The sequence below is a fragment of the Gottfriedia luciferensis genome (genome assembly GCF_001712755.1).
GTDB lineage: Bacteria > Bacillota > Bacilli > Bacillales > Bacillaceae_G > Gottfriedia > Gottfriedia luciferensis_B.
The window spans coordinates 188,339-205,963 of sequence record NZ_MDKC01000035.1 but is presented as its reverse complement, the minus strand read 5'-3'; the positions used below and the strand labels follow the sequence as shown (position 1 = coordinate 205,963).

The window sequence follows — 17,625 nt, the reverse complement described above, 5'->3', positions numbered from 1 at the left end:
TTATGATTTGAAGATACTAATATAATGTGTTAATAATGATAAGTGTATTTTTTACAGTTAGAAAAAGGGAAGTAGGTAAAGTATATGGAACAGGAAGAGCGTTATAAGGAAGCCAAGAAAGGGGCTTATATCGGAATATATGGAAATTTACTTCTAGCAATTGTTAAAGCGATTATCGGATATATTGGAAATAGTAAAGCTTTAATGGCCGATGCAGTACATTCAGCGTCAGATGTGGTCGGTTCGATAGCGGTTTTATTTGGTTTAAGAGCTGCAAAAATGCCACCGGACGAGGACCATCCTTATGGCCATGGTAAAGCTGAATCAATCGCTGCTATTATTGTTGCCGTACTTTTATTTATCGTTGGAATTGAAATAACTAAATCATCTATAACCGCGTTTTTTAAGCCAGTTCATCCACCAGAGTTAATTGCTTTATTAGCAGCTTTTATATCTATCTTTTTAAAAGAATGGATGTTTCGCTATAAATATGCTTTAGGGAAAAGGTTAAATAGTGACGCAATCATCGCTAATGCATATGAACATCGCTCTGATGTATACTCATCTGCTGCAGCTATGGTTGGTATTGGTATTGCAATTCTTGGTACTAAATTTAATATGCCAGTACTTTTATATGCAGACCCTGCGGCTGGGCTTATTGTAGCAATTATGATTTTAAAAATGGCGTGGGATATTGGAGCAGAATCAATACATACAACAATGGATCATGTCCTTCATGAAGAAGATATTGAACCATATAAAGAAGTAGTTAGGAATGTAGAAGGAGTTAAAGAGATAAATTCTCTCTATGCAAGAGAACACGGCTATTACGTCATCATCGATATAAAAGTCTCAGTAGATCCATATATAACCGTTGAAGAAGGACATAAGATTGGTAAAAATGTTAAAGCAAAGTTGATGGAACAAAAAGATGTGGAAAATGTTTTTGTCCATATTAATCCATATAATGATAAAAATAACTCTTTCATCCAATAAGTTTACTTTAGTATAATAGTACAGTTAGGGGTGAGAGTATTGTTAAAGTCAAAAGCACGTTGGAAACCGAAATTATCGAATCACCAAGAAGAGCAATTATTAAGTAAAGAATTACAGATTTCCCCTCTATTAGCTAAGCTACTTGTTACTCGTGGATTTAATACAGTAGATGCAGCAAGTAAGTTTTTATATGAAGATCAAATGAGCTTTCATGACCCGTTTTTATTAGAGGGTATGGATCTTGCAATTGACAGAGTGTTTCAAGCAATTGAAGAAGATGAAAAAATATTAATTTTTGGCGATTATGATGCAGATGGAGTTAGCAGTACTTCAGTATTGTATTTAACATTAATCGAACTAGAAGCAAAAGTAGATTTTTATATACCAAATCGTTTTACTGAAGGGTATGGTCCAAATAAGAATGCATTTAAATGGGCAAATGAACAAGGTTATTCATTAATCATTACTGTAGATACAGGTATTTCTGCAGCTGAGGAAGTTAATTTTGCAAATGAACTAGGTATGGATGTAATTATTACGGATCATCATGAACCACCAGAAGTATTACCAAACGCTATTGCAATTATTCATCCAAAGCTAAGTCCTAGCTATCCTTTTAAAGAATTAGCAGGTGTAGGAGTTGTGTTTAAATTCGCTTCCGCATTATTAGGTAGGGAGCCAGAGGAATATTTGGAACTAGTTTCGATTGGGACAGTTGCTGATTTAGTACCATTAGTTGATGAAAATCGTTTAATCGTAAAAAAAGGTGTAAGGCAACTAAAGCAAACTCAGCGTGAAGGACTAAGAGCTCTTTTAGAAATTAGTGGAACTACAACAGATTCAATTACGGAAGAAACAATTGGATTTGCAATTGGTCCTAGAATTAACGCAGTTGGTAGACTTGGTGATGCTAAACCTGCAGTAGATTTAGTTTTAGAAAATGATAGAGCAGTTGCTAAAAAAAGAGCAGAGCAAATTGAAATCCTAAATAAGGAACGACAAGAATTAGTTTCACGTATGACAGAAGAGGCAATTAAGCAAGTTAACGAACTTGATTCATCTTGTTCAAATAAAGTGATTATTGTCGCAAAAGAAGGCTGGAATGCAGGAGTAGTTGGAATCGTTGCTTCGAAATTAGTTGATCGCTTTTACAAACCAGTAATTGTTCTAAGTATTGATCATGAAAAAGGAATAGCAAAAGGTTCTGCAAGGAGCATTGAAGGTTTTTCTTTATTTGAAAACTTAACAAAGTGTAAAGATATTTTACCTCATTTTGGAGGCCATACACTTGCTGCTGGTATGACATTGGCTATTGAAGATGTCGAGCTATTAAGACATCGTTTAAATGAATTTGCAGATCAAATTATGACAGATGAAGATTTTATCCCATTAAAAGAAGTCGATTTAAAATGTCAGGCTAGTGAAGTTTCAATCTCATTTATTAATGAATTAAATATGCTGGCACCTTTTGGGATGCATAATCCAAAACCTGTTTTAGAAATAAATGAGGTTGATGCTCTAAATATTAAACAAATCGGTAATGAAGGTGCACATCTTAAAGTACAACTAAAAGATGACGTTACATTCCTTGATGCTGTAGGGTTCGGATTTGGACATGTTGCTAATGAAATTGCAGGTGGGTCAAAAGTATCCTGCTTAGGAATGGCTTCTATCAATGAATGGAATGGTAAACGAAAGCCACAGTTAATGATTCATGATATTAAAGTAAATCATTGGCAGTTATTTGACTTAAGAGGTCAAGAGCCACATCGATTAACTTTACCTCATACCGAAGAAAAATTCATATTTTTACATCAATCATCAAATGAATATGAAAATTTAAAGACTAAATATCCTATTTCTACGTTTGTTGCATATGAAGATGTACTAAACTTAGATATTAATATACAAAATAATTATGTGATCCTACTTGATTTACCTAGTTCTGAAAATGATTTGAAAGAGGTATTTCGAAAAGGATTATCAGAACGTATCTACTTAATTTTTAATCAAGAAGAATTACATTTCTTCTCACCAATTCCGAGTAGAGAAAGTTTTAAAAAATTCTATTCAATCTTAGCGAATACTAATCCATTTGACATGAACATGTATGAAGTGGCATTATGTCGTAAGATGGGATGGAAAAAAGAACAAGTCGATTTTATGACAAAGGTGTTTTTTGATTTAGAATTTGTTACAATAGAGGATGGAAAAATTCGTTTGTTGCCACAAACTGAGAAGAAAGATCTCTCTTTATCTAATACCTATGCAAGAAAATTAGCTAGTATTGAACTAGAACGTTTGTTTCTGTACTCAAAATGTGATGAATTAACTACATTTTTTCAAAATATGAAAAGTCATTTTTCCGAAAATGGGGAGGCACTTATTTAATGAATTTAAAAGATTATATAACGATCGTACCAGACTGGCCAAAAGAAGGCGTTCAGTTTAAAGATATTTCATCATTAATGAATGATGGAAAAGCTTATAAAGAAGCAACTGATCAAATCGTAGCTTATGCGAAAGAAAAAGATGTTGATTTAGTAGTTGGACCAGAAGCTCGTGGATTTATCGTTGGTTGTCCAATTTCTTACGCTTTAGAAATAGGTTTTGCACCTGTTCGTAAACCAGGTAAATTACCTCGTGAAGTTATTAGCTACAACTACGATTTAGAATATGGTACAAATACGTTAACAATGCATAAAGATGCTATTAAACCAGGTCAACGTATTCTGATCACTGATGATTTATTAGCTACTGGTGGTACGATTGAAGCTACAATCAAACTAGTTGAAGAATTAGGTGGAATTGTAGTAGGTATTGCTTTCTTAATTGAGCTTTCTTACTTAGAAGGTCGTAAAAAATTAGAAGGTTATGATATATTTACACTAATGACATATTAATTTTTAACATATGATAATGTTATCCAAACGGGGTACTCTGATTAATCAGAGTGCTCTTTTTCTATCAAAGATCTGCAAAAAAAAATGAAATTTGACGACTCCTGCTTTACAAAAAACGAAATTTTCATGATAATAAAAGAAATAATGATTTAAGGTGATTAGATGGCTACTGAGCAAGTTTTGACAGCAGAACAGGTTTTAGAGCAAGCGACCCATTATTTAAAAGAGGATGATGTGGCGTTTATTAAACGTGCTTATGAATATGCTCGTGACGCACATAGTGAGCAATTTCGTAAGTCAGGTGAACCATATATTATACATCCGGTTCAAGTAGCAGGTATCCTTGTTGGCTTAGAGATGGATGCTACAACCATTAGTGCTGGGTTTCTTCATGATGTAGTAGAGGATACTGAAGTATCTAAAGAGGACTTAGAGACCCATTTTGGCAAAGAAGTATCTATGCTTGTAGATGGTGTAACAAAGTTAGGTAAAATCAAGTTTAAATCGAAGGAAGAACAGCAAGCTGAAAATCATCGCAAAATGTTTGTAGCGATGGCACAGGACTTGAGAGTTATATTAATTAAATTAGCCGATCGCCTTCACAATATGAGAACGTTAAAACACTTACCTCAAGAAAAACGTATGCGAATTGCAAATGAAACGTTAGAAATATTTGCACCGCTAGCTCATCGACTAGGGATTAGTAAAGTAAAGTGGGAGCTTGAAGATACAGCATTACGCTATTTAAATCCACAACAATACTATCGAATCGTTAACTTAATGAAGCGAAAAAGAGCAGAGCGCGAGCAATATTTAGAAGAGGTTATAAACGAAATTTCAACTCAACTTGAAGATGTAGAAATCAAAACAGAAATTTCTGGACGTCCTAAGCATATTTATAGCATTTATCATAAAATGGCTAAGCAGAATAAACAATTTAACGAGATCTATGACTTATTAGCCGTACGTGTAATTGTTAATAGTATTAAAGATTGCTACGCTGTTTTAGGCGTAATTCATACAAGCTGGAAACCAATGCCAGGTCGTTTTAAAGATTATATTGCCATGCCAAAGGCAAATCTGTATCAATCTCTTCATACGACTGTAATCGGACCAAAAGGTGAACCACTAGAAGTACAAATTCGTACACAAGAAATGCACCAAATTGCTGAATATGGTGTTGCAGCACACTGGGCATATAAAGAAGATAATGGAAATCTTACTTCACAAAAAACGTTAGAAAATAAATTAAGTTGGTTCCGTGAAATTATCGAATGGCAAGATAATTCAACAAATGCAGAAGAGTTCATGGAATCAGTAAAAATGGATTTATTCTCTGATATGGTTTTTGTATTTACTCCAAAAGGTGATGTTTTTGAATTACCACTAGGATCTGTTCCAATCGATTTTGCTTACCGAATTCACTCTGAAATTGGAAATAAAACAATTGGTTCAAAAGTAAATGGAAAAATGGTACCACTTGATTATAAACTTAAAACCGGTGATATCGTTGAGATTATGACATCGAAGCATTCGTATGGACCTAGCCAAGACTGGTTAAAGGTCGCTCAGTCTTCACATGCTAAAAATAAAATACGTCAATATTTTAAAAAGCAAAGAAGAGAAGAGAATGTTGAAAAGGGCAAGGAATTAGTTGAAAAAGAAATTAAGGCTTTAGAATGTGATTTAAAAGAAGTATTAACATCTGAAAATTTAAAACGCGTCGCAGAGAAATTTAATTTCTCTAATGCAGAAGATATGTATGCAGCCGTTGGATACAATGGAATTACTGCAACACAGATTGCTCACCGTTTAACAGATAGATTCCGTAAACGTACAGAAATTGAGCTAGAAGACCGATTAAAAGAACTTTCCTCGGATCTTAAAAAAGCTCCATCACGTCGAAAAGATGCTGGAATTTCTGTAAAAGGTGTAGATAATTTATTAATCCGTTTATCAAAATGCTGTAATCCTGTACCAGGTGATGATATTGTTGGCTATATTACAAAAGGCAGAGGAATCTCAGTTCATAGAAGCGATTGTGTAAACATGTTAAATGATAGTGAAGAAGATCGCTTTATTGAAGTTGATTGGGAAGAAAGCCCAACGTTTGAACGTGATTATAACGTTGATATAGAAATTTTTGGTTACGATCGTCGTGGTCTTTTAAATGAAGTTCTTTCAGTTGTAAATGAAACAAAAACTAATATCTCTTCAGTAACAGGAAAAAATGATCGAAATAAAATGGCAACTATTACAATGAGTTTGTCTATTCGTAATATAAACCACCTGCAAAAAGTAGTGGATAAGGTTAAACAAATTCCAGACATTTACTCTGTGAGACGTATTTTCCACTAATAGGAGGTGCCGCTTATGAAAGTATTATTACAGCGCACAAAAGAAGCAAAAGTCGTAGTGGACGGACAAGTAGTAGGTCAAATACCTAAAGGGTTATTATTGTTAGTCGGAATAACGCATGAAGACACTATAGAAGATGTTAAATATTGTGCTGACAAAGCAGTTAACCTAAGGATTTTTGAAGATGAACTCGGAAAAATGAATTTAGCATTAAATGATGTTGGAGGCCAGATTCTATCCGTTTCTCAATTCACCTTATATGGCGATACGAGAAAAGGTAGACGCCCAAGCTTCACAGATGCAGCTAAACCAGAAATCGCAAATGAATTATACGAATATTTTAATTCATATTTACGAGAACAAGGATACGAAGTACAAACGGGCATATTTGGTGCAGATATGGAAGTAACCTTTACAAACTGGGGACCAATTACCATTATGATTGAAAGTAAATAAGCTAATCTTTAACCTCCTTTTCCAAAAAGGAGGCATTTTTTTTTGATAGACTTAATTATTAAAATAATAACTTCATTTAACGAATATACTGAAGTACACGGGTTCTTACAAAGAATTCAGAGGAGGTAACTATATGGACATAATTACAATCGTGTTAATTCTAATCGCTGGTGTAATTTTGTTTACAATCCTCAAAAGTTTCTTTAAAGCACTTTTATTTGTTATTTTAATCATCCTAGTTTATTACGGATTAATGTATTTCATAGACGGATCAGTTGAAAGTGTTCAATCTAGTTTAAGAATATTTCATTAGACCATGGTATGTACCATGGTTTTTTTAGTTGAGAGGAAGATTTGTTGGATATAGTCAGTAATGACTAGAATGGCAATAAAAATAGGGAATCGCAGATAAAACCCTGGAATGGCAAATAAAAACTAAGAATGGTAAATAAAATTCGGGAATCGCAAATAAAATTTGGGAAACGCAAATAAAAACTGGGAATGGCAAATAAAATTCGGGAATCGCAAATAAAAACTAGGAATGGCAAATAAAATTTGGGAATGGCAAATAAAACCTGGAATGGCAAATAAAAATAGGGAATCGCAAATAAAACCCTGGGATTGCAAATAAAAACTAGGAATGGCAAATAAAATTCGGGAATCGCAAATAAAAACTGGGAATGGCAAATAAAATTTGGGAATGGCAAATAAAAACTAGGAATCGCAAATAAAAATAGAGAATCGCAATTAAAAATCAGAAATCGCAAATAAAACTCTGATAAACACAATTAATCTCAATAGATTTATGTAATTATCAATAAAAACATCAAATTTTACTAAATAAAATCTACTTTCAAGAATATCCACATTAAATACTACTCAAAATTGATTAGATTCCATTTCGTTTTCTCTGAATCCATAGAACTATATAAGTGATGTACAAAAAATATTAATTCAATTAAAAGCTTCCCAAAGTATTCAGGTAATATTTTGATTGTTTAATCCATTAATTAATTGGACATCCTATATAACAACATACTTGGAAGGAGACTGCAGCATGAGAATAAATAATCGTAATAGTCTAGGATCCGGTAGAAAAGGTGTCTTGAATATGGATTTTCATGAGTTTCAAAATAGGGGGCAAGAATCGAATTCATTAGAGATGGCAAGTGAGTTTGGTTTAACTTTAAGAGAAGTGCGTGATTTAAAAAGACAGTTGGAGCGTTCGTAAAAAATATTTAACTGTTCTTGACATTTGTTGTATCCGAACGTAAGATATAAAATAACATATTGATACATAGTAACATTCCATAGACGGAGAAAAGTAGGATAGGATCTCTTGTATAGAGAGGAAGTGCCGTGGCTGAGAGCATTTCCACAAGTAGACTATTTGAAAGACACTCCTGAGGCTTTATTCTGAACGATTTCTAGTAAGGATAAACGTAATCGGCGTTAACGATGAAAGTGGGAGAACAGTTTATTGTTCTTCAATTAGGGTGGCACCACGGGCTTATAACTCTCGTCCCTACTGTTTTTATTTCAGTAGGCACGAGGGTTTTTTGTATTTATAAAGGTTTATTATTTAGGAGGATTTAAAATGTCGATTAATATCCCAAGAGGTACGCAGGATCTTTTACCTGGTACAGTTGAAAAATGGCAGTATATTGAAAAGTTTGCAAGAGACTTATGCAAACGATATAACTATAACGAAATTCGTACACCAATCTTTGAACATACTGAATTATTCCAACGTGGTGTTGGAGATACAACGGATATTGTTCAAAAAGAAATGTATACATTTACTGATCGTGGAGATCGTCAATTAACATTACGTCCAGAAGGAACTGCATCAATCGCTCGTTCTTATGTTGAAAATAAAATGTACGGAAATGGCAATCAACCTACAAAGTTGTACTATATCGGTCCTATGTTCCGTTATGAACGTCCACAGGCTGGTCGCTATCGTCAGTTCGTACAATTCGGTATCGAAGCTTTAGGTAGTAATGATCCTTCGATCGATGCAGAAGTATTAGCTCTATCAATGGATTTATATCGTGGTCTTGGATTGAAAAATGTTAAGTTAGTACTTAATAGTTTAGGTGACTTAGAAAGCCGTAAAGCACACCGTGAAGCGCTTGTGAAGCATTTTAAACCGGTAGCACATGAGTTATGTAGTGATTGTAATAATCGTTTAGAAACTAATCCATTACGTGTTTTAGATTGTAAAAAGGATCACGATCACCCTTCGATGAAGACAGCACCATCCATTTTAGAATATTTAAATGAAGAATCTATGAACTATTTCGAAGCTGTACAATCTTATTTAACAGCTATGAAAATTCCGTTTGAGATCGATTCAAATTTAGTACGTGGTTTAGATTATTATAATCACACTGTATTTGAAATCATGTTAGAAGGTAAAGGATTCGGTACAATTTCAACTTTAAGTGGTGGTGGTCGTTATAACGGATTAGTTGAAGAAATCGGTGGTCCTAATACTCCTGGTATTGGTTTCGCATTAAGTATAGAGCGTTTATTATTAGCTCTTGAAACAGAAGGAATCGAGCTTCCAATCCAACAAGAAATGGATGTATTCCTAATTGGACTTGGAGAAGAAGTGAAAAAAGAAGCGACGGCTATTTTATATCAATTGCGTAAAGCTGGTCTTGTTTGTGAAAAAGATTACCAAGATCGTAAAATAAAAGGGCAATTCAAAGCAGCGGAGCGTTATAAAGCAAAATATGTAGCGGTTCTAGGTGAAGAAGAATTATCTCGAGGAGTCATTAATTTAAAAGACCAAGAGACTGGTGTACAAGAAGAAGTTGCATTAGACATCTTTGTAAAATACGTAAGCTCTAAATAAACAAATGGGGGAATTGAAAATGGAACAACGAACGCATTTATGTGGAGAACTAAGAGAATCACATATTGGTCAAAGTATAACACTTAAAGGATGGGTACAAAAAAGACGTGATTTAGGTGGATTAATTTTTATTGATTTACGTGACCGTTCTGGACTTGTACAAATCGTTTTTAATCCTGAAACTTCAGGTGAAGCTTTAGCTCTAGCTGAAACTGTTCGTAATGAATTTATTCTTCACGTTCACGGGAAAGTAGTATCTCGTGGTGAAGGTACAGCTAATACAAATCTTGAAACGGGAGCAATTGAAGTTTCTGTTGAAAAGCTTGAGATTATTAATAAAGCTAAGAATCCTCCATTTGCAATTGAAAATAAAACGGAAGTAGCAGAAGACCTTCGTTTAAAATATCGTTATTTAGATCTACGTCGTCCAGTTATGTATGACACTTTTAAATTACGTTCAAAAATTACAAAATCAATTCGTGATTTCTTAGATGGTGAAGACTTCTTAGAAGTTGAAACGCCAATTTTAACAAAGAGTACACCAGAAGGAGCTCGTGACTATTTAGTTCCTAGCCGAGTACATCCTGGTGAGTTTTATGCATTACCACAATCACCTCAAATTTTTAAACAATTATTAATGGTTTCAGGGTTTGAACGCTATTTCCAAATTGCACGTTGCTTCCGTGACGAAGATTTACGTGCTGACCGTCAACCAGAATTTACTCAAATAGACATTGAAACGAGCTTCCTTTCTCAAGAGGAAATAATGGAAATGTCTGAAAGAATGATGGTTAAAATGATGAAGGAAACAAAAGGTGTTGAACTAGTTACACCACTTCCTCGTATGAGCTATGATGAAGCGATGAATCGCTATGGATCTGATAAGCCTGATACTCGTTTCGGATTAGAGTTAATTGATGTATCTTCTTTCGCTAAAGAAAGTGGATTCAAAGTATTTACATCAGCTGTTGAAAACGGTGGCCAAGTAAAATGTTTAAATGTAAAAGGTCAAGCAGCAAATTATTCTCGTAAAGACATCGATGGTCTTCAAGAATATGCTGGTCGTTATGGAGCAAAAGGTCTTGCTTGGTTAAAACTTGAAGAAGATGGTTTCAAAGGTCCAATTGCTAAATTTTTTAGTGAAGAAGAATTTGCTACATTAAAATTAGCTGTAGAGGCACAAGCAGGAGACTTAATCTTATTTGTAGCTTCAGATGCTTCAGTAGTTGCAAATAGCTTAGGTGCACTTCGATTAAAACTAGGTAAAGACTTAGATTTAATTGATCAATCTAAATTCAATTTCTTATGGGTTACTGACTGGCCATTACTTGAATATGATGCAGATTTAAATCGTTATTTTGCTGCTCATCATCCATTCACTTCACCTGTTCGTGAAGATATTGATAAATTAGATACAGATCCAGGTAGTGTTAAAGCTCAAGCTTATGACTTAGTGCTAAATGGTTACGAGCTTGGTGGAGGATCAGTTCGAATTTACGAAAGAGACATACAAGAGAAAATGTTCAAATGCTTAGGATTTTCTGAAGAAGAAGCACAAGCGCAATTTGGTTTCTTAATGGAAGCATTCGAATACGGAACTCCACCACACGGCGGAATTGCCTTAGGTTTAGACCGTATTGTTATGTTACTTGCAGGTCGTTCAAATTTACGTGACACAATTGCATTCCCTAAAACAGCATCAGCAAGTTGCTTATTAACAAATGCACCAAGTCCAGTTTCTTCTGCACAATTAGAAGAATTAGCGTTAAAAACAACTGTAGAAGAGTAAAATAAAAAGGAAGGGTGAAGGAATTAATTTTCTTAATCCTTTCCTTTTTCTTGTTGAAGGATTAAGAAAAATTCGGTTTTTCTTTAATTCAAGCTTGATGTAAATAGCTTGTATCATGTATATTTAAATCATTGTAATCTGATTAAGATAGTGGGAGTTGAATAAATGTTACACCAATTTTCTCGTAATGAGCTTGCTTTTGGTAAAGCAGGTTTAGAGCGATTACAAAACAGTACGGTAGCTATTTTAGGTATTGGAGGCGTTGGCTCATTTTCTGCCGAAGCTTTAGCGCGTTCTGGAGTCGGACGTTTAATACTAGTGGATAAAGATGTTATTGATATTACAAATGTGAATAGACAAATTCATGCTTTATTATCAACTGTTGGAGAGCCTAAAGTAGAAATGATGAAGCAACGTATTCTTGAGATTAATCCTGAGTGCGAAGTAATTACACATAGAATGTTTTATACAGAAGAAACATTTGAAAAGTTTTTCGAAATTCCATTAGATTATGTAATTGATGCTTCTGATACAATTACATATAAAATTCACTTAATTAAAGAGTGTCGTCGTCGTGGAATTCCACTTATTTCAAGTATGGGTGCTGCTAATAAGATGGATCCAACTCGATTTAAAATTGCTGATATATCAAAAACAACTCACGATCCTATTGCAAAGGTTATTCGAACTAAACTTCGCAAAGAAGGTATTCAAAAAGGAGTAACAGTTGTCTATTCAGATGAAAGTCCTATTGTTATTCGTGAAGATGTACGTAAAGAAATCGTACCAGATGAAAATACAAAAATTCGTAAAGCAAAAATGCCACCTTCTTCAAACGCCTTTGTACCATCAGTTGCTGGCTTAATCGCAGCTAGTCATGCAGTACGTGAATTAATAAAGGATATTGAAATTCAGCGTGTAGGTAAAGAATAACTAATAATACTAGCTGTAGGAATTAATTTCCTACAGTTTTTTTATTTATTAATGTAAAAACTACCTTCAATAGGAGGTGTTTGATATTGAATAGAGCATTGAAAGTATTTTGTACTTTCGGATTATCATTATCAATATTAACTGCTTGTAATAGTACAAGTGACGTGGAAAAAGATTCAAAACAGCATAGTGTAGATAATTTATCCAATCATTTAAATGTTAAGTATAACAGGAAAAATAATGTAGTTGAGAAAAACGGTAAGGTTGGCAAAGATGGCGTTGTAAACGATATGGAATCGATTGAAATGAATAAACGTAAGCCTAATAAATAAAAAAGACCCCCAAATTTCTTGGGGGTTTCAGACTGCCCGAAAACGCTCGCTTTCTTCGTTGCTTCACCAGTCTGCGGTGTTCATTACCGTCTAGGGTAACTCCGCTCCTCACTAGGCTTCACGCCACGAAAGACTAGCGCTTTCAATCAGTCTGCTCGGACACATTACTTTATAGGCTAAGGGGTTACATATTTAAGTCCTTCTCATTTTTAGCATTATTTTTCCGTCTTCTCACAAATTGACGTCCAATTAGTGAAATAACTAATAGTCCAACTACAAGAAGTAGAATTTGGAGATATGATAAGTTAAAGTATTTGGCACCGGTAACTATTAATAATGTAGATAACGTACCTTTAATAATAAAAAATATAATAATCCATAAACCGCCTTTTTTCCAATTCATTTCATTATACTCCTTACTATTGCTTTGCATATTGTTACTTCATTATACAATAGTACAAGTGATGATATACTGTGAATGTTTTACATTATTTTGTCCAAATTTATTCTGTTAGATTGAGCAAAACATTTTGTTTCTTTTGGATTAATGTTTTTAGATTAACAATTTGTTTGTTTAAATTTTCATTGTCAATTTTTAATTTAACTACTCTTTCTTTTAACTGTATATTTTCCTTCGAAGCTTGATTGTTTTGTTCGAAATTCATTAAGAATTGGATGACCATTTCAATATTGATTGAAGGAGGATTTATAAGCATATTTAACTTGCTAACTTCTTTAGGTTTGTTTATTTCTCTAAATTGATCTTTTGATAGTTTTCGGTATCTAGAAGCACATGCTGTCTTTGTCCGATTGATAATATTTGCTACCATTTCAAATGCTTCTTGCTTCGATTTACCTTTACTTTCGTATTTTTCAACTAGTTCAATTAATGTGTTTTCATCTTCAAGTGACCATTTTGTTTTTGGGGCATTCATTTTTTCACCTTCTTTATTTCATCTATTATTATCTTCACCAAATAAATTGTTAGTCAAAAGAAATATTTGCTAGGTGCAGATGAAAAATGTTTCCAATTCAATTACAATAGTAAAAAGAGTTATAAAGGAGGGAGAAAAATGAGTCATGAACCTCTAGCATACCGTATGAGACCAAGAACGATTGATGAATTAATTGGTCAGGAAAAAATTATCGGAAAAGAATCAGCGTTATATCGATTAATACATAACGGACGAGTTCCTTCAATGTTAATACACGGGGAACCTGGAATAGGTAAGACATCGTTTGCCCATGCAATTGCTGGTACTGTTGATAAACGTTTTGTAACTGTAAATGCGACTACTTCTGGTAAAAAAGAACTTGAGGATATCGTTCATGAGGCGAAAATGTTCGGTGAGATCATTCTTTTTGCAGATGAAATTCATCGTTGGTCAAAGTTGCAACAGGATTATTTATTATCATATGTAGAAAGCGGGTTTATCACGTTAATTGGGGCAACAACTGAGAACCCATACCACGATGTTAACAGTGCAATACGATCTCGATGTAACCACATTTTAAAATTAGAACCGCTCTTACCAAAACATATTTATAAATTATTAGATAAAGCATTAAGAGATGAGGATAGAGGATTAGGAAATTTGCAAATCCAAATTTCAGAGGAACAAATTTTAAAAATTGCTCATGGAGTAAACGGAGATGCAAGATCATCATTAAATATTTTGGAATCAATTGTATACGGTTCAACAAAAGAGTCAGACGGAACGATTGTAGTACAAGATGAAATTATTGATGAATTTCTTCGTTCAAAAGGTTTTAATCATGATAAAAATGGAGATTTTCATTATGACACATTGTCTGGTTTCCAAAAGAGTATTCGTGGAAGTGATGTAAATGCAGCACTTTATTATTTGGCCAGGCTCATTGAAGCGGGCGATTTAACTAGCATTATTCGAAGATTATTAGTGATTGCTTATGAGGATATCGGATTAGCCGGCGATCCATGGAAGGTTGTCCTGGCTTGTGAAGCCGCAAAGCAAGTTGGATTTCCTGAAGCAAGAATTATTCTTTCTAATGCAGTAATTGAACTTTGTTTGTCATCCAAATCGAATTCTAGTGTCACATCAATTGATCGAGCATTAAATGATGTGAGAAGTGGGCTACATAATGATATTCCAGCACATTTAAAAGATGCGCACTATGCTGGAGCAAAGGATATGGGGCATGGGGTTGGTTATATTTATCCGCATGATCATCCTTTAGGTAATTTTGGTGGTTGGGTAAATCAACAATATCTTCCAGATCGACTAGTAAATCAAGTTTACTATAAACCAAAAGAAGCAGGTAACGAAAAACGCTACGGGGCTATTTTTGAAAAACTACAGCAGTTTAAGAAAAATCGTAATTAAAGAGAAGGTAGATATAAAGCGAAATTGGTCGCTTAATCTACCTTTCTTTTTAATATAATCCACTCAATTATGATTAAATTTATTAATAAACCTACCCAAATATTAACATTTAGGGCTTCCTCGACCATTCGTTCTCTTCCACCAGGTAGATGCAATCCATTTAGCAAAAAGTAGGCTAATAATATAAATGGCACTAAAACTCGACCACTTACTGCTACTAAAGTGATTCCAAAACTTCGAGTCATCCAGATTTGATGAGCATTGTAGTTTTTCTTCTTAGCGCTATGAATACCTTTTATGGTAGTGAAAATCCAAAGTATAGCTAAAACAAGAAAAGACATTACCTTTGAAAAATTTTCAATATAAAATATTACGATCAATGACAAAATTCCACTAATAAAAACGCTAGTATAGTAAATAGTTCCAATCATTCGATGGATTCTTGGATAACGAGATCTAATCTTTTTTACAAATTGTAAAAATCCAGCAATTAAAGCAATAAACGCAAAAAAGATATGTGAAATTAAAGTAGGATATTGAATTGAAGTTGAACTAATTTGGATACGACTTTTCTCAGGATCAATAAGAAAATAAGGAGCCATAAATGGAACAATGACACATAACGATATAATAAATAAAATCCACCAACTTTTTCTAGAATTCATAAATTAACCTGTCCCCCGATATTTAGTTGATAATATGTATAAAATCTTTAAGTAATATCATAACAACCTATTATGAACGGAACATGAATAAAAAAAGTCGAGATTCGAGTCCCGACTTTACATTTAAGCACTAACATCATTTTCAAAAACTTCAATAGTTGGAGAATCAACTAAATGACTAGTTAATAATTTTATCTCAAGGAAAAGTAAATCGGGTTTAATAAAAGTTGAAGGGATTGATAAAATCTCTTCATCATCTTTATCATAGAAAACAATATAATTTACTTTTCGTTGATATGCTGCCATTTTGCCTTCGTTTTTACCCCATTTTCGGAGTTCGATTGTCATCCGATTTATCTTATGAAGCTCGATCGACTTCAATTCATTACCTTTTTTTAAAGTTAGCTGTCTACTTGTTAAAATTAACTTAGACTCTTTGCGAAGTTGAATCGTTGCATACACTTTATATAAGAAAATAATCCATAGTAAAGCTAGTAATAAAAAATAAATAGGATCGTGATTTCCAAAAGCAGTACCTGTTCTAACAGCAGTTAGAAATCCGAGGAAATAAGTACCAAAATGCCAGTTAGGCTTTGATTCCAAAATGACTTCTTGACCTAATTTATCGTTTTCTTCTTTATTTAATAATTCAAGTTGAGCTTTATGTTCATCCTCAGTATATTTATCCCATTTTGTAAATGCCGTAATTGTTTCATCATAAAATCGTGGACTAGGAATTTGTTCAGAAATATAAGCCCCTACATATGCAGCCATCCAATCATTTTCTGCCCAGTTTTCTTGCTGACTACGGAATTTAGTTAAATAATAAGTTACTTCTTGTTCATAATAGTTGGAAGTATCATAGCGTTTTATAATTTCTATCTCGTCGGGAATCACACCAAAATCTTCATGAGTAATTAAATAAAGAAACAGTCTGTTTTTCACAAAACTATGTTGATGTTCTTCTGTAAATGTGTACATATCTTTCTTTGAAAATTCATTTAATTTTGTATAAAACCATACCGCAGATTCAATATTATGAGCACAATAATCAAGGATTTCTTTTTCAATTTGTACGCCATGTTCCATCAGTGAAATAACAGCATCCACTTTTAAGTAAGGATCTTTATACTCAAGTGCTTCTTTTAAATATTCATGCATGCTATCGTCAAAATAATATTGCATTAATTGAAGGTAAATACCCATTTCTGTGCGAACGATGAGGTAAGATTCTTTCCAAGCTTGGTACACATATTTTAAGTTGTAATCTTGATCATAATTTAAATATGAATCTCGTTTAAGCTTATATAAAACTTTAATTTGTTCGATTATATAATCATTCTCAGCGGATGAAAATGGTAAAGAAATTGAATTTCTTTTACACAATAGAATCAGATGGAAAATTGAAACTGCAGTTTCTTCATTTTCGATTAAATGTAATAGTTTTTTTACAAGTTCTGGAGCCCAATTTGTCTCTTCGAAAATGAATTGAACATCGATATCAAGCGAGTACCGTTTACTATTTTTTTCAATGATTCGTATATAAGCATCTCTAGCTAACTCTGATTTTAGACTTATTAATAAATAAAGAGCTTGAAGTTTTGCTCGTTCACTATATGCTTCAAAATTCTTTTCGATTGGAGTTATTAATTCTTGGAGTGCAAACTCTGAACAAAACCCAACTAAGTGATAGCTTCCATCATCCCAATCTTCTATTGATTTCGGGAAATTGCTTCCCGCTTCTTCTAATAAATATTTTAATGATTCAATAGAAGCACCTGATTGAAGAGACTTTCTAAGTTGGTCTATGCCTTTTGCACGCTGATATAGATCTTGGTGGCGTAATTGATTTACTATTTTCTTGAATTTTCTTTGTACAGCCAACTTAAAACCTCCTCTAGCTTCTTTTTAATTCCAATATATCATAATAAGGGTAATGAGAAATAGTTAAATAGTCTTGTAGTGTA

The 17,625-nt window shown here is 33.4% G+C and carries 16 protein-coding genes and 1 other annotated feature; of the genes, 12 read left to right on the top strand and 4 right to left on the bottom strand.

Translation table 11 applies throughout. The annotated features are described in order from the left end of the window. Nucleotides 1-84: 84 nt before the first annotated feature. The 11 genes from BED47_RS20355 to BED47_RS20310 all read left to right on the top strand — a co-directional run bounded on the left by BED47_RS20355 (nucleotide 85) and on the right by BED47_RS20310 (nucleotide 12,630). On the top strand, nucleotides 85-996 hold the full coding sequence (locus BED47_RS20355) for a cation diffusion facilitator family transporter (RefSeq protein WP_069035156.1): 912 nt from the start codon (nucleotides 85-87) through the stop codon (nucleotides 994-996). Between the two features lie 39 nt (nucleotides 997-1,035). Continuing rightward, entirely contained in the window at nucleotides 1,036-3,387 is a 2,352-nt protein-coding gene (gene recJ, locus BED47_RS20350) for a single-stranded-DNA-specific exonuclease RecJ (protein WP_069035155.1), read from the top strand. Next, the gene (locus BED47_RS20345; RefSeq protein WP_069035154.1) at nucleotides 3,387-3,899 is read left to right on the top strand and encodes an adenine phosphoribosyltransferase; all 513 of its coding nucleotides are present in this window, start codon (nucleotides 3,387-3,389) and stop codon (nucleotides 3,897-3,899) included. Before recJ ends, BED47_RS20345 begins: the two co-directional genes overlap by 1 nt. Nucleotides 3,900-4,061: 162 nt before the next feature. Continuing rightward, on the top strand, nucleotides 4,062-6,257 hold the full coding sequence (locus tag BED47_RS20340; RefSeq protein ID WP_069035153.1) for a RelA/SpoT family protein: 2,196 nt from the start codon (nucleotides 4,062-4,064) through the stop codon (nucleotides 6,255-6,257). A 15-nt stretch (nucleotides 6,258-6,272) separates the two neighbouring features. Then, nucleotides 6,273-6,713: a D-aminoacyl-tRNA deacylase gene (gene dtd / locus BED47_RS20335; protein ID WP_069035152.1), complete on the top strand. Its 441-nt coding sequence runs from the start codon at nucleotides 6,273-6,275 to the stop codon at nucleotides 6,711-6,713. Between the two features lie 133 nt (nucleotides 6,714-6,846). Further along, nucleotides 6,847-7,026, top strand: coding sequence for a hypothetical protein (locus BED47_RS20330; protein ID WP_069035151.1), 180 nt, complete (start codon nucleotides 6,847-6,849; stop codon nucleotides 7,024-7,026). A 744-nt stretch (nucleotides 7,027-7,770) separates the two neighbouring features. Then, nucleotides 7,771-7,944 (top strand): hypothetical protein, encoded by a 174-nt coding sequence (locus BED47_RS23830; RefSeq protein ID WP_088013656.1) that lies wholly within the window; start codon nucleotides 7,771-7,773, stop codon nucleotides 7,942-7,944. A gap of 71 nt (nucleotides 7,945-8,015) precedes the next feature. Beyond that, nucleotides 8,016-8,243, top strand: a binding site (T-box leader). 67 nt (nucleotides 8,244-8,310) lie between these two features. After that, on the top strand, nucleotides 8,311-9,576 hold the full coding sequence (hisS, locus tag BED47_RS20325) for a histidine--tRNA ligase (RefSeq protein ID WP_069035150.1): 1,266 nt from the start codon (nucleotides 8,311-8,313) through the stop codon (nucleotides 9,574-9,576). 19 nt (nucleotides 9,577-9,595) lie between these two features. Further along, nucleotides 9,596-11,365 carry an aspartate--tRNA ligase gene (gene aspS, locus BED47_RS20320; protein ID WP_069035149.1) on the top strand — a complete coding sequence of 590 codons (1,770 nt, stop codon included), beginning with the start codon at nucleotides 9,596-9,598 and terminating at the stop codon, nucleotides 11,363-11,365. Nucleotides 11,366-11,530: 165 nt separating this feature from the next. After that, nucleotides 11,531-12,298 (top strand): tRNA threonylcarbamoyladenosine dehydratase, encoded by a 768-nt coding sequence (locus BED47_RS20315; RefSeq protein ID WP_069035148.1) that lies wholly within the window; start codon nucleotides 11,531-11,533, stop codon nucleotides 12,296-12,298. Between the two features lie 86 nt (nucleotides 12,299-12,384). Beyond that, entirely contained in the window at nucleotides 12,385-12,630 is a 246-nt protein-coding gene (locus BED47_RS20310) for a hypothetical protein (protein WP_069035147.1), read from the top strand. Nucleotides 12,631-12,814: 184 nt separating this feature from the next. Here the strand turns inward: BED47_RS20310 and BED47_RS20305 are convergent, their stop codons facing one another. After that, the gene (locus BED47_RS20305; RefSeq protein ID WP_069035146.1) at nucleotides 12,815-13,033 is read right to left on the bottom strand and encodes a hypothetical protein; all 219 of its coding nucleotides are present in this window, start codon (nucleotides 13,031-13,033) and stop codon (nucleotides 12,815-12,817) included. Nucleotides 13,034-13,133: 100 nt separating this feature from the next. Next, the gene (locus tag BED47_RS20300; protein WP_069035145.1) at nucleotides 13,134-13,565 is read right to left on the bottom strand and encodes an SANT/Myb-like DNA-binding domain-containing protein; all 432 of its coding nucleotides are present in this window, start codon (nucleotides 13,563-13,565) and stop codon (nucleotides 13,134-13,136) included. Nucleotides 13,566-13,703: 138 nt separating this feature from the next. On the opposite strand from BED47_RS20300, the gene BED47_RS20295 reads away from it, so the two are divergent. Further along, a complete protein-coding gene (locus BED47_RS20295; protein ID WP_069035144.1) occupies nucleotides 13,704-14,993 on the top strand; it encodes a replication-associated recombination protein A in 1,290 nt (429 codons plus the stop codon). Nucleotides 14,994-15,025: 32 nt separating this feature from the next. Here BED47_RS20295 and BED47_RS20290 read toward each other — a convergent pair whose 3' ends face one another. Both BED47_RS20290 and BED47_RS20285 read right to left on the bottom strand, forming a co-directional pair. Beyond that, on the bottom strand, nucleotides 15,026-15,658 hold the full coding sequence (locus tag BED47_RS20290) for a DUF2306 domain-containing protein (RefSeq protein WP_069035143.1): 633 nt from the start codon (nucleotides 15,656-15,658) through the stop codon (nucleotides 15,026-15,028). A gap of 123 nt (nucleotides 15,659-15,781) precedes the next feature. Continuing rightward, a complete protein-coding gene (locus tag BED47_RS20285) occupies nucleotides 15,782-17,542 on the bottom strand; it encodes a hypothetical protein (protein ID WP_069035142.1) in 1,761 nt (586 codons plus the stop codon). Between the last annotated feature and the right edge of the window lie 83 nt (nucleotides 17,543-17,625).